Consider the following 12696-nt stretch of genomic DNA (forward strand, 5'->3'; position numbering starts at 1 on the left):
CGGAAGTTCATGGTGATGGCTTGGAAATCCAGCTTCGCAGGCCGTACATAGTGCGGAAGCCATCGGCGGCATAGCATCGGATCGAGGAAAGGGAGCTCTGCATCATCTCTGCGAGCGCGTGTCCCGGACCGAGGTCTAGCACACGGTCGACGCCCTGCTCTACAAGAGCCTCCAGCGTCGCCGCCCAGTCGATCGGGCGTGCGACTTGACCGGCGAGCCTTGCCGCCGCGTCCGACGCGGAGAAGATGCGCCCGCCGCCATCTCCGGCGAGGAGTATCCTTTGATTTGCGATCGGCGCGTGTGTGGTTGCTGCGAGCCCTTGCTGCAGGGGCGCGCAGGCCGGTTCGAGCAACGATGTGTGCGACGCAATCCTGACGGCGAGCAGACCGGCGCGCGCGGCTCCCCGCGCTGGCGCTTCCCGGCACAGATTGATGACATCCTCCTCGGTGCCGCCGATCACATAGAGAAGGTCGGGGTTCCTGATCGCGATCTCGCAACGATGCATCGTAAGCAGCGGTTCGAGCTCCGCCCGATTGAGCCCGCGAACATAGCCCAGGCGGCCATCCAGCTTCGCTGCATCTTGCATCAAGCGGGCGCGAACGTCCGTCAGCCGCAAGGCTTCATCGGCGGTCCAAATTCCCGCGATGCTGCAGGCCGCCATCTCGCCGACGCTGTAGCCAGTGACGGCCGTTGGCTCGGTCAGGAGGTCAGCGATGCAGGCGTGGATCGCGAGCACCGATGTGACGGTCAGGATCTGGCTGGAATGATTGGCGGAGAGTTCGTCCGCACTCCTTGTCCTGATGAACTCCCGCGGATCCGCTCCTAGAAGGCTGGTGGCCGCAGCGAAGATCGGCTCGGCTGCGGGCTCGTCCGCGACAAGATCAAATATCTTGCACGAGAGCGTTCCTTGTCCACCGCAGAGCAGGGCGAGCATCAGACTTCCAGTCGATCGACGAACAGCGCCATCGCCAGCAGATCCGCGGAGCCGCCGGGACTGAGATTGCGGGTAACAAACGCCTGGTGAATGTCGGCCGCGCGCCAGCGCCAATCCGGCGACCCGACGCCGCCGGTCGCGAGGAAGCTCGCGGCGCTCTCGCGCGCGAAGCGCAACCCGTTCGCTCCGCCCCGGTGCAGCAGGTTGGTGTCGGTAACTTCGGCGATCAGCTTCATGCAGGTCTCAACCCGTACCGCTTCCTCGTCCTGAGGCGCAAGCTCGCGCGCCGCACGCAGCGCGGGCAGGGCGATATCATAGACCGACGGAAAGCCGTCGGCGGCTTCCGCCCTGGCGCCGCCTGCGCCGTAGCGCCGTCCGGCCACTGCACCATGGCTGCGCAGCGAGACCGGGCCCGACAGGATGTCGTCGCCCCAGCGCTCCCTCACCAGTCCTCCGAGCGACTTGCTGATGCCGACGACATTGCGGTAGCCGGCCGCCGCGCAGAGCAGACCCAGCCCGAAGATCGCGCCGCGGTGCGTATTCACGCCATCTGTTGCAGCCAGCATCGCGCGCTCGGCGGCAACGCCGATCGCGCGTAGCCGGTTCATCCCAGCGCCCTCGCTGCCCGCGGCGGCGAGTTCGGTGAAAAACGGCATCAGGGTCGTGGCGCTCCGGTACAGCAGCGCAGCGTCCATGTCGCGATGCGCGCCGTTGTCGACATGGCTGACGAGGCCGGGCTTCGGATAGGTCTCGACTTCGAGCTTCAGAGAGAGTGACGCAAGATCGCCGAGCTCCACCGCATCGAATGCGGGCCCCGGCCGGGATGGCCATCTGAGCGCTGGGGTCATGACACCTGACCCGCGAGGAAGGCCGCGCGCGTCGTCGCGGTGACGCCTGCCGGCCCCTTCACAAGGACTTCGTCCTCGTCAGCGCCGCACAGTTCGCGCCATTGAACGCCGCCGGCTGGCCCCGTGATCTCGCCATCCAGCCGCATCGGTGCCTGCTTTGCGATTCCCGCGATGCCGGACAACAGGAATTCCGCCTGCTTCGCCGACGACAGCGGCCACAGCAGATCGAGATCCGAACTGTCTGAGAGATAGGGCAGGCCGGTGAGGTGCTGCCAGGCCAGGCTGCCATAGCTGCGGGTCTCCGGCAGAAGCGTGAGGAGCTTGTCGATGGTCGGGTGCCAGGAAGCGGGCGCCGGGGTGGCGGCATCGGCCAAGAGAGGCGGAGGCGCGGACGCGACGATATCGATCGCGGCGAGCGAGACTGCAATGCGCCGCTTGCCATGGGTCGGCGGCAGCGGCAGTCCGAGCGGAACGAGACCTGCGGTATCGCTGCAGACGGGACGGCGGACGACGAGCGGGCGTCCCGCATGCGCCCAGCTCGCGACGATCGGCTCGCTGGCAAGTTCGGGATAGCGGTTCATCACCGCGGCCCATCCCGCGGTCGAAGCCTTCACCATGCTGTGGCGCGCGAGAGGCTCGAGCATTTCACGCCGCCTGGTGTGAGGCCGCAGCGTGCTCAACGCGCTCGGCGAGATCGGCGGCCTTCCGCCGTCCGCCGCGCTCGGCGCCGAGCCTGCCGCGATCGTCCCGTCCGTGAGGCAGCCGCAGCAGGGCGGCCAGTTGCGGCGCTAGCGGCGCAGCGTCGTCCCAGACGATGTGGATGCCGCCTGACATCACCATGTTGTCGAGTCCGGGGGCGAACACCGGCGTCGCTTCCGCCTTTGCCGTGAGCACGTCGATCGGAAGCTTGGTGACCCGTGCCATCGAGGGCAGATCCATCACCGCGGGATGCGCGCCGGGCAGGGCCACCAGCGTGCCGGTCGCAAGTGCCGTTGCGATGAACGCGCCGGCCGCGCTGCCGCCATAGAGCAGGCCGACGGTGCGGTGTCCTTCGGCCTCCGCCAGCAGCAGCGCCTTGGCGAGGTGAGACAGATACTCGCTGAGGCCGAGCAGCTCGTCGCGCTTGGTCATGCGCTGACTGGCGGAATCGACCAGAACCAGGATCGGCGCCCGATCGCCTGATTTCACGATCTGGATCACACGGCCCGCGAGCACGATCGCTTCGTCCAGGCCAAGCGGCTCTCCTTGCGTGAGGCCGAGCACGTGGATCGATCCGCCATCAGGCAGGACCGCCCGTCCCGCGATCATCGCACCCGAGGTTTCAATACTGCGGCCGTTCGGGAACAGGCTCGTCAGGATGTCATCGAGCGTCATCGGCGTTCTCCCTGTCGTTGGCGGCGCGAAGAAACGCGCCGGTCGGAAGTGCGGGAACATCGGTGGGATCGTCAATGCCGAGCGTCTGCCAGATCTCGATGGCGTCCTCGACCTCGCCGAAGCGCTGCAACCGTCGCTCGAGGCGCTTCTGCTCTGCTTCGAGAGCCGCAGCGTTGCAGCCTCGCTTGGCCCCAAGCGCCGCGATTGCGGCTTGCCGGAACGCCAGCGCCTCGTCCTCCACGAACGCATCGGCGCCGCCGATCAAATAGCGGTGCTTGCCGCCCATGGTGCGCCAGACCAGCGCGCGGTCGCGCGAGTCGAATTCCTCGATGCCCTTGTTGGTTTCGATCACTTCGGGGCCGCTGACGCTGAGCCGGCCCTGTTCGGAGATGATCAGGCGCGAGCAGGTGCCGGCGATCAGGCTGCCGCCGCCATAGCAGCCGGCACGTCCGCCGATCAGGCCGACGACGTTGACCCTGGCGCGGCGCGCCTCGATCACGGCGCGCATGATCTCCGCGATCGCGAGCTCGCCGGCATTGGCCTCCTGAAGCCGCACGCCGCCGCTGTCGAACAGGATCACCACGTCCTGCTTCAGCGTACGCGCCGCACGCAAGAGGCCAGTGAGCTTGGCGCCGTGGACTTCGCCGAAGGCGCCGCCCATGAAGCGTCCTTCCTGCGCGGCTACGAGCACGGATGCGCCGTCAAGCCGGCCGCGGCCGATGACGATGCCGTCGTCGAACTGCGCGGGCAGGTCAAAGATCGAAAGATGCGGGCTGATCTCGCGCAGCTCCGGGCCGATGAATTCGCAGAAGCTGCCGGCATCGACCAGCGCGTCGATGCGCTGCCGGGCGCTCGCCTCGTACCAGCTCAGCGAGACGTCATTGGCGGTCACGGCTGTCATCGTTCCGGCTCCTCGATCTTGCGGACGCCCTGGGCCAGTCGCAGCGCGACCGTGTCCGGCCGGGCGCCGCCGTCATTGATGGAGATGCGCAAGCCTCCGGCCGAGCGGCGGGCCACAAAGTCGCGGACCACGGCGTCCCACACCGCGCCGAACCCGTTTGCGGCGGTTGCGATGTCGATCGTGCAGGTGTCGGCGGGCGAGGCCCGTTCCAGCAGAACTTCGAGATTGCCGGAGGCGACGACGCCCACGATTGCCTGCGTGCGGGTGCCGCCGGCGCGCTTGGGGGCAGACAGTCTGAAGCTCAGCTTTTCCATGCAAAACCCCTCACCAGTTGCGGAAGCGGCTGGGCGGGCGATAGAGCCCGCCGGATGCCAGCATGAGATCCTTGATCGAGCGGGCCGCGAGCAGATTGCGGTCGGCATCGAGCGGATCGATGCCGAGATCTTCGGGACGCTGGATCACGCCGCGCTGCCGGAGCTGTTCGACCAGATTCGCATCGCGGGCGCGGCCGATCTCGGTGTAGCCGGCAACGCCGCGGATCGCCTGCTCGCGCTCGTCCTTGCTGCGGCACATCAGGAGGTTGGCGATACCTTCCTCGGTGACGATGTGGGTGACGTCGTCCGAGTAGACCATGACGGGCGCGAGATCGAGCTTGAGCTCCTGCGCCAGATCGAGCGCATCGAGCCGCTCGACGAACAAAGGCGTGTTGCGCTCGCCAAAAGTCTCGCCGATCTGCACCACCAGCTTGCGGCCGCGGCGCAGCGCCGCATTGCAATCAGGATCGGCCTCGGCGCCGGCCTTGAGCCAGGGCTCGCTCGGGTGGCGGCGGCCGCGCGGATCCGAGCCCATGTTGGGCGCGCCGCCGAACCCGGCGATACGGCTGGTCATCACCGTCGAGCTGTGGCCTTCGAGATCGATCTGCAGCGTCGATCCAATGAACATGTCGCAGGCATAAAGGCCCGCGGTCTGGCAGAAGGCGCGGTTCGAGCGCAGCGAGCCGTCGGGTCCGGTGAAGAACACATCGGAACGCGCCGCAACGTAATCCTCCATGCCAACTTCCGATCCGAAACAATGGATCTGCTCGACCCAGCCGGCTTCGATCGCCGGAATCATCGTCGGATGCGGGTTGAGTGCGAAATGGGTGCAGACCTTGCCCTTGAGGCCGAGCTTTTCGCCATAGGTCGGCAGCAACAGCTCGATCGCGGCGGTATTAAAGCCGATGCCGTGGTTGAGCCGGCGCACGCCGTAAGGCGCATAGATGCCTTTGATGGCGAGCATTGCAGTGAGGATCTGGGTCTCGGTGATGGCGGCGGGATCGCGGGTGAACAGCGGCTCGACATAGAAGGGCCTGTTAGCCTCGACCACGAAATGCACGAGGTCGCCGGGAATGTCGACGCGCGGCACCTTATCGACGATCTCGGTGACCTGCGCCACGACGAAACCGTTCTTATAGCTGGTCGCTTCGACGACGGTCGGCGTGTCCTCGGTGTTCGGCCCGGTATAGAGATTGCCGTCCTTATCGGCGCTCACAGCCGCAATCAGCGCGACGTTCGGCGTAAGATCGATGAAGTAGCGCGCGAACAGCTCGAGATAGGTATGGACGGCGCCAAGCTCGATCTTGCCGCCGAACAGCATGCGCGCGATGCGTGCCGATTGCGGGCCCGAATAGGAGAAGTCCAGCCGCCGCGCGATGCCTTTCTCGAAGATGTCGAGATGGGCAGGCAGCACCACGCCCGACTGGACCATGTGCAGGTCATGGACATCCCGGGGGTCGAGGTTCGCGAGCGCAACGGCGAGGATGTCAGCCTGCTTCTGATTATCGCCCTCCAGGCACACGCGGTCGCCTGACCTGATTACCGCCTTCAGAAACGCGAGAAGGTTCGGGATCGCGACGACCTTGCCAGTGGCGTGCTGCCGGCCGCCCGTGAGGCGCTCGCCGAGGGCGGCCTTTTGCATACCCCAATCGCTCATTTCGGCTCCTTGGCATGCGAGAAATGGCTTCATGGCGCCGAATGTATGCATCTTGCGTTCATTTGTCAATTAATGTATGCGTAATGTCATAAATCAGAGATATTCGCATACACAGGAGGGAATTTATGGCGCGAATGCATACAGAAGGTCCATGCCCGGACGTTGCTGCTCCACATGCACAGGGGAGGCGCCCGTGACCATTTCCGGCGTTGCTCTGCTCGCAATCTGCACCCTGCTTGGAGGCCTGCTCGGCGACCTGCTCGGTGTCGCTCTCGGTGTGAAAGCCAATGTCGGCGGCGTCGGCATCGCGATGATGTTTTTGATCGCCGTCCGGCTGTGGCTGGTCCGGCACGGCCTGCTCAGCCGCGGGCTCAATACCGGCGTCGAGTTCTGGGGCAGCTTCTACATTCCTATCGTGGTCGCCATGGCTGCGCAGCAGAACGTCGTCGCCGCGGCGAAAGGCGGCCCGATCGTCGTCATCGCTGGCGCCGGCGCGGTCGCCGTGTGTTTCGCAATGGTGGCGATGATCGGCCGGCTCAGTGGCCGCATCGAGACCATGGACGAGATCGAAGCCCGAGAGGCGATCGAGGCGAATGTGCCCCACTTCAAATCCGGGAGGGTCGGATGACCATGATCTTTCACATTCTCGCAGCCAATTCGCTGATCACTGCCTTCGCCGCCGTCGGGATCCTGATGTGGATCTCGGGGGCGATCTCGAAATACCTCACCTTCGGGCGCATCCACGGCTCGGCGATCGCGATCATGCTGGGTCTCGTGCTGGCCTTTTTCGGAGGCCTTGCCACCGGCGGCGAAAAGGGCGTCGCCGATTTGCCGGCGCTGACCGGAATCGGCCTGATGGGCGGTGCGATGCTGCGGGATTTCGCCATCGTCGCCACCGCCTTCGAGGTCGATGTCGTTCATGCGCGCAAGGCCGGATTGATCGGTGCGGTCGCGCTCGGACTGGGAACGGTCGTTCCGTTCATTCTGGGCGTGTTCGTCGCGGCGGCGTTTGGCTACACGGATGCCGAATCGCTCACCACGATCGGCGCCGGCGCGGTCACTTACATTGTCGGTCCGGTCACGGGGGCAGCGATCGGCGCGTCATCGCCGGTCATTGCGCTCTCGATCGCGACCGGTGTATTCAAGGCGGTGATCGTGATGATCGGCACGCCCTTCGTCGCCGGGATGATCGGCCTCAACAATCCGCGCAGCGCGATGGTGTTCGGCGGCTTGATGGGAACGGTCAGCGGCGTTTCCGGAGGACTTGCCGCGACCGATCGGCGCCTGGTGCCTTACGGCGCATTGACCGCGACGTTTCATACCGGGCTCGGATGCCTGGTCGCACCGTCCATTCTCTACTTTACGGTGCGCGCAATCATAGGAAGCTGAATGGCAGGCCTGTTCAAAGTCGCAACCGAAGCCGAAGAAGATGGTGGGCTTCTCTCCGATCGTATCCGCAATGCGCTCACGGACGAGATTGCCTCCGGCGCGCTCGTTGCCGGCTCGGCCCTGGAAGAGCAGCAGCTTGCAGATCGCTTCGGGGCTTCCCGCACGCCTGTGCGGGAAGCTCTCCGGCAGCTCGTCGTCAGTGGGTTGGTCGAGGTGCGCGGGCGTCGCGGGGTCGTCGTGGCGCGGATGACACCGGAGCGGATCATGGACATGTTCGAGACCAGCGCAGAGGTGGAAGCCATGTGCGTCAGGCTCGCGACTTATCGCATGACGCCGCTCGAGCGCAGCCGCCTGATCGAGCTGCACGAAGGCTCGCGGGCGATGGTCGAGGCCAACGACGTCGATGCCTATGATGCCTTCAACCGGGCGTTCCACGAATGCATCTACGGTGCGACGCACAACTCGTTCATGGCCGAGCAGGCGCAGGATGTCCGCGCGCGGCTCAGCGCCTTCCGCCGGACGCAATTGCGGCAGGGCGATCGCATTCGCAAGTCCCGCGACGAGCATGATGCCATCATGCAGGCGATCGCCGAAGGGGACGGCGAGACCGCCTCACGCCGGATGCGTGCGCATATGCTGAACGCCGCCGCAGCGCTGCGGCGTTACATCGAAGATCGCGTCAGGCCCGTCGACGGACCTGAGCCCGACAATTTCTGACAAGGCGGTCATGGACCGCCCTTGACGTAAACGAAGGCAGACGCGCCTGAAGGTACCTCCAGCCGCAATTCGGACAAGCGGTCTGGTTGAACGCGTGGCGGCAGCCACCGGGGCGCCGCGCCAGCGATCAATTTTTCGGCCCCTTCGCATGCCCACCGGGGGGACGGTCGGATGCGCGAGTAAACTGATGCAGTTCTCCAAAAAAGTGTGAATTACTAATCGTGGCTTGTTCTAGCGCCCTCACGCCAAGCTAAGGTTGAGGCTGGCGAACGCAGAACAACCAAGAAGACGGTTGGGGACTTCGGGGCTGCACGATGGCTGACAGAGATACGGAGGATTTTTTAGCCAGCTACCTAAAGGAGCTGAACGAGAACAATGCAGCGGTGTTCATTGGCGCTGGCATGTCGAAAGCCGCAGGTTATGTCGACTGGGCCGGGCTTATGTCCCCCGTTGCCAAGGGGCTCGGCCTAGATATCGCCAAGGAATCCGACTTGGTTGCGCTCGCCCAATATCATCTCAACGCCAACAACAATAATCGGCACAAGCTGAGCCAGCTGCTGATCGATGAATTTTCGGACCTCAAGAACCCTACCGAAAATCATTCACTGCTAGCAAGGTTGCCCATTCAGACCTACTGGACGACAAATTACGACCGATTGATCGAGAAGGCGCTGGAAGCCGGCGGCCGGCGCGTAGATTCCAAATATACGGTCAATCAGCTCGCCACTACGCGCCGTGGACGCGACGCCGTCGTCTACAAGATGCACGGAGACATTGAGCATCCCACGGAAGCCATCTTGAGCAAGGACGACTATGAACGATATTCGTTGACCCACGGTCCCTTCATAACGGCCTTGTCGGGCGACCTCGTGGAAAAGACCTTCCTTTTCCTAGGTTTTAGCTTCACCGATCCCAATCTCGATTTCGTTCTTTCGCGCATTAGAGCGCGCTTCGAAAAGCATCAGCGGCAGCATTTCTGTGTGATGAAGAGGCGGACCCGAAACAAAAGGGAAGGCAAAACCGAGTTCGAATACGCCGAAACAAAGCAAAAACTTGTTACGCAAGACTTGATGCGATTCAACATCAAGACGATCTTCATTGATGATTACGGCGATGTCACACGGCTGCTCGCGGATATGGATCGCCGATTCAGGAGAAGGACAGTCTTCATATCGGGAAGCGCGTCCGACTATGGAGTTTGGGGGCAGGCCGCGACCGAGGAATTCATGTCCAAGCTGGCGGCGGAACTGATCAACAAGAATTTGCGAATCACGAGCGGATTCGGCCTCGGGATTGGCAGCGCTGTCGTGAAGGGTGCGGTCCAACAAATCTATTCGACAAGCCACCGCAGCATCGACGAGCAAGCGATGAGACGGTGCGGGCGCAGACGTACAAGCGCTATCGGGATGAACTCGTGTTCACACGGGAGAGGTCCAAGGTTCGATCCCTTGTGCGCCCACCATTTCAATGACTTACCCCGTAGATTCCCCCAATGTGCCCTAGAAAGTCGGTCGCTTGGGGAGCGCCTGTTTAGACCAGCGGGCAAAATCGTAGTGAGGGAAATCACCGACACGATGGAGCGCTGTTTGTCGCTAGGGTGAACATGCAACTCGCGGAGTGTTAACACGCCGCCGATGCGGAGTTGACCTCGGTCATGATCGTGCCCGACGTTCGGGTTCAAACTGTTCGACCGGAATCCGACCGTTTGGCCTCCTTTTTCACTGTCGGCATGGTCCGTCCGGAGCTAGATTGCCCGCATGGAGCTGCGGCTCGTCCGACGTCACTTGGCAGAGGCAGAGCGCCACGTTGCGCTGAGCGATAAGCACATCACACGCCAGCTTGAGATCATCGAGGAGTTGGAACGCGGCGGCCATCCAACGTCGTTAGCACTTTGCCAGAAACTAGAGAAACGCGGGCAGGCTGCTTCGGCTTAAAGCCAACTCGGCGCCGCTATATTGCCCCGCTGTAGTAGCGGCGCCAGCTATCGTGATGTCTTCGACAGAGCGACGGGAGCGCGGGCCGGACTGCGCCCGAGTAGCCAATTCATCAGCATCATGCCGACAATCGCGCCGCAAAGTTCGGCCAGGATGAAGCCCGGCAAGTCCACCGAACGAATGCCGGAGAAGGTGTTCGTCAGCGAGCGTGAAATCGCCACGGCCGGATTGGCGAACGAGGTCAAGACTGGTGCTGCGAGCAACTTCGCTAGCCTATCCGGCTCTTTCGAAATTGCCCGCCCTGCTGTTTTCGTCACGACAAAGATTAAATTTATCCTGAGGCGGGGATCGCTGCTGTTACTACGCGAGTGGCGCGACCTTGGGCTGACTGAGGGGCGGCCGCGGTCGATGTAGACAGGCCGCTGGAAGGGACCAGCTGTGCTGAGCACAGCCGCGTGTCAATGTCCCTTTCGGAGGAAATTTACGGCCATTCGCTTTTCTGATCGCACATAGACGAAACGCGTAATGGCTCCAACCTTTCCTTCCATGGAACGATTTGGGTCGCGCGAATCGCGAAGCAGCGTGTCGCGCACGGAGTCGTGCTGCGGTGCAATAACGTCATCGATGTTTGGCCGCAGAGTCCCCGCGACCTTCCCGGCACAAATCGAGGATAACGCGGATTGCCATACGGCTCACCTCGGATCCTCCAATCACCGGGGAGAGGCTGAGTTCATTTTGCTTCGGTAACACGCGTGAAGTCAGGATCCGGATAGCATCGGAGACAACCATTGACGAAAACTCGGCAGGGCAGTCTCGCAAACAACGTGACGTTAATGACCGTATGCATGCTGGCTGCGGTGATAATTTCGCTTAGTGTGCTTGGGTGGGTGGCAACGTCTCGGTACGTCGACGGCACGAAACGAAGTCGACTTGATCAAACAATGCTCGTCGCCGCAAACATAATGGTCACCGCTCAAAGCGGTGTCCGCATAAAATTTGATCAAAACGGAGATCTCTCGGTTCTTGATGCGACCAGCATTCTGCCAAAATTTCGAACAGACGACGCGGTCGATCAAATGTCATCGTATACCGGCGCCCGGGTATCGATCTTTTCATACTTCGATGCGGGAGAGCAGCGACCTGCCTGGGTTGCATCGACGCGAGGCGACAAGTCCAAGCCTCACTATTTCATTGCTTCGACATCCCTACTCAACGAAAACCGAGGAAGAAGAAACGGAGAACCATTCGATGGTTCTGAAGAAACGTTGACCCGTCTGCAGCATGGAAGCATTGCTATGGAGGAGCGCTATTACGACGGGCAGGAATATTTCACGGGCTATCTTCCCGCAATGAACGCGGACGGCAAGCCGGTCGGGATGATTGCCGTCAGCGTGAAGACGGGCGACATAACCCAGTTCCTTTCGGCTCTTTGGCTGTATTTTGCCAGCGCGGGTCTTTTTCTTCTCGCGCTGCTAAGCGCCGCCACCTTCCTGCTGACTCGTCGATTGATGCGTCCGATTCCAATCCTCGCCAATACGATGAGGCGTTTGGCCCAAGCAGAGAACTTGGAAAGCATTCCCTATTTGAAGCGAATGGACGAAGTTGGCCAAATGGCTGAAACGCTTCAGGTGTTCAGGGACAGCATGGCTGAAGCCGAACGTCTAAAGTGCGAAAAGGAGGCGGCGAAGGCGCGCGCTGAGGAGAACAAGCGTGTGGCCATGAGCAGACTTGCCGACGATTTCGAGCGTAGCATCAGGGGGGTGGTCGACGGCGTCGCTGCTGCATCAACGGAGATGGAGGCGGCGGCGGAAACCATGACGGCGACCGCAGAGAAAACCTCGCGCCGTAGTGATGCGGTAACGACGTCCGTCGATCAGGCGTCGAAAAATGTCCAAACCGTAGCAAGCGCGGCTGAGCAACTTGCGACGTCAGTCGCCGAAATTGGGCGCCAAGTCGAGCATTCTTCGACGATGGCGCGCGAGGCCGTTGTGGAAGCAACGCGGACCGGCGAGATCGTCGATGGTCTTGCCAGCACCGCGCAAGCGATCGGCGGCGTTGTCAAACTCATCAAGGACATCGCCGCTCAGACCAACCTGTTGGCGCTCAATGCCAGTATTGAGTCGGCTAGGGCCGGCGACGCGGGGAAGGGCTTTGCCGTGGTCGCCAATGAGGTGAAGACCCTAGCCGCTCAAACTGACAAGGCAACGGAAGAGATCGCGACCCAGATCTCGACGATTCAAGTAGCCACCGGCCGCACGGTTGATGCGATCGGTAGCATCAGCGGTGCGATCGTCAAAATCGACGAGATAGCCCACGCGATCGCCTCGGCCGTTACCCAACAGGGCGCGGCTACACGGGAAATCTCCGGCAACGTCACGCAAGCAGCTCGCGGTACGGCGGAGATCGGCAGCAATATCGCGGATGTCAGTCAAGCGGCCCAGGAGACAGGTGCGGCCGCCACGCAGGTGCTGACAGCTGCTACCGACCTATCAAGGCAGGCGGAAACGCTCAGCCGGGACGTTGACAGCTTCATCCGCGACCTCCGCGCATCTTGATAGGCGGGTAGTGTCCTTGCAGCAAATGGAGTGGGAATTGGCTGATCGCGAGCGTGAAGTAGCAATAATCGGT

The 12696-nt window shown here is 62.5% G+C and carries 12 protein-coding genes and 1 pseudogene; 5 read left to right on the forward strand and 8 right to left on the reverse strand.

The window, feature by feature from the left end:
• Positions 1-7: 7 nt before the first annotated feature.
• Genes BM374_RS29320 through mdcA form a run of 7 tightly spaced genes read right to left on the reverse strand, consistent with a single transcriptional unit; the run spans position 8 to position 6028 of the window.
• On the reverse strand, positions 8-1048 hold the full coding sequence (locus tag BM374_RS29320; protein WP_244552727.1) for an acyltransferase domain-containing protein: 1041 nt from the start codon (positions 1046-1048) through the stop codon (positions 8-10).
• Entirely contained in the window at positions 934-1782 is an 849-nt protein-coding gene (gene mdcB, locus BM374_RS29325; RefSeq protein WP_092300649.1) for a triphosphoribosyl-dephospho-CoA synthase MdcB, read from the reverse strand. The genes BM374_RS29320 and mdcB overlap by 115 nt, the downstream gene beginning before the upstream one ends.
• On the reverse strand, positions 1779-2426 hold the full coding sequence (gene mdcG / locus BM374_RS29330) for a malonate decarboxylase holo-[acyl-carrier-protein] synthase (protein WP_092300652.1): 648 nt from the start codon (positions 2424-2426) through the stop codon (positions 1779-1781). The genes mdcB and mdcG overlap by 4 nt, the downstream gene beginning before the upstream one ends.
• Position 2427: 1 nt before the next feature.
• A complete protein-coding gene (locus tag BM374_RS29335) occupies positions 2428-3156 on the reverse strand; it encodes a biotin-independent malonate decarboxylase subunit gamma (RefSeq protein ID WP_092300655.1) in 729 nt (242 codons plus the stop codon).
• Positions 3143-4057, reverse strand: a complete 915-nt coding sequence (locus BM374_RS29340) for a biotin-independent malonate decarboxylase subunit beta (protein ID WP_092300658.1) — start codon at positions 4055-4057, stop codon at positions 3143-3145. The genes BM374_RS29335 and BM374_RS29340 overlap by 14 nt, the downstream gene beginning before the upstream one ends.
• On the reverse strand, positions 4054-4371 hold the full coding sequence (mdcC, locus tag BM374_RS29345; RefSeq protein WP_092300661.1) for a malonate decarboxylase acyl carrier protein: 318 nt from the start codon (positions 4369-4371) through the stop codon (positions 4054-4056). The genes BM374_RS29340 and mdcC overlap by 4 nt, the downstream gene beginning before the upstream one ends.
• Before the next feature lie 10 nt (positions 4372-4381).
• The gene (mdcA, locus tag BM374_RS29350) at positions 4382-6028 is read right to left on the reverse strand and encodes a malonate decarboxylase subunit alpha (RefSeq protein WP_092301120.1); all 1647 of its coding nucleotides are present in this window, start codon (positions 6026-6028) and stop codon (positions 4382-4384) included.
• Positions 6029-6221: 193 nt separating this feature from the next.
• Between mdcA and madL the strand changes: the two genes are divergently transcribed.
• The 4 genes from madL (at position 6222) to BM374_RS29370 (ending at position 9735) form a co-directional block, all read left to right on the forward strand.
• Positions 6222-6656 (forward strand): malonate transporter subunit MadL, encoded by a 435-nt coding sequence (gene madL / locus BM374_RS29355; protein ID WP_092300664.1) that lies wholly within the window; start codon positions 6222-6224, stop codon positions 6654-6656.
• Positions 6653-7417: a malonate transporter subunit MadM gene (madM, locus tag BM374_RS29360; protein WP_092300667.1), complete on the forward strand. Its 765-nt coding sequence runs from the start codon at positions 6653-6655 to the stop codon at positions 7415-7417. Before madL ends, madM begins: the two co-directional genes overlap by 4 nt.
• Positions 7418-8134 carry a GntR family transcriptional regulator gene (locus tag BM374_RS29365; RefSeq protein WP_092300669.1) on the forward strand — a complete coding sequence of 239 codons (717 nt, stop codon included), beginning with the start codon at positions 7418-7420 and terminating at the stop codon, positions 8132-8134.
• A 314-nt stretch (positions 8135-8448) separates the two neighbouring features.
• Positions 8449-9735 (forward strand): SIR2 family protein, encoded by a 1287-nt coding sequence (locus BM374_RS29370; RefSeq protein ID WP_092300672.1) that lies wholly within the window; start codon positions 8449-8451, stop codon positions 9733-9735.
• 380 nt (positions 9736-10115) lie between these two features.
• Here BM374_RS29370 and BM374_RS29375 read toward each other — a convergent pair.
• A pseudogene (locus BM374_RS29375) lies at positions 10116-10310 on the reverse strand (aquaporin family protein); the annotation flags it as partial.
• 699 nt (positions 10311-11009) lie between these two features.
• Here BM374_RS29375 and BM374_RS29380 point away from each other — a divergent pair.
• Positions 11010-12623 (forward strand): methyl-accepting chemotaxis protein, encoded by a 1614-nt coding sequence (locus BM374_RS29380; RefSeq protein WP_177248611.1) that lies wholly within the window; start codon positions 11010-11012, stop codon positions 12621-12623.
• The last annotated feature ends 73 nt before the right edge of the window (positions 12624-12696 follow it).

Source organism: Bradyrhizobium sp. Ghvi (genome assembly GCF_900115265.1).
Classification (GTDB): domain Bacteria; phylum Pseudomonadota; class Alphaproteobacteria; order Rhizobiales; family Xanthobacteraceae; genus Bradyrhizobium.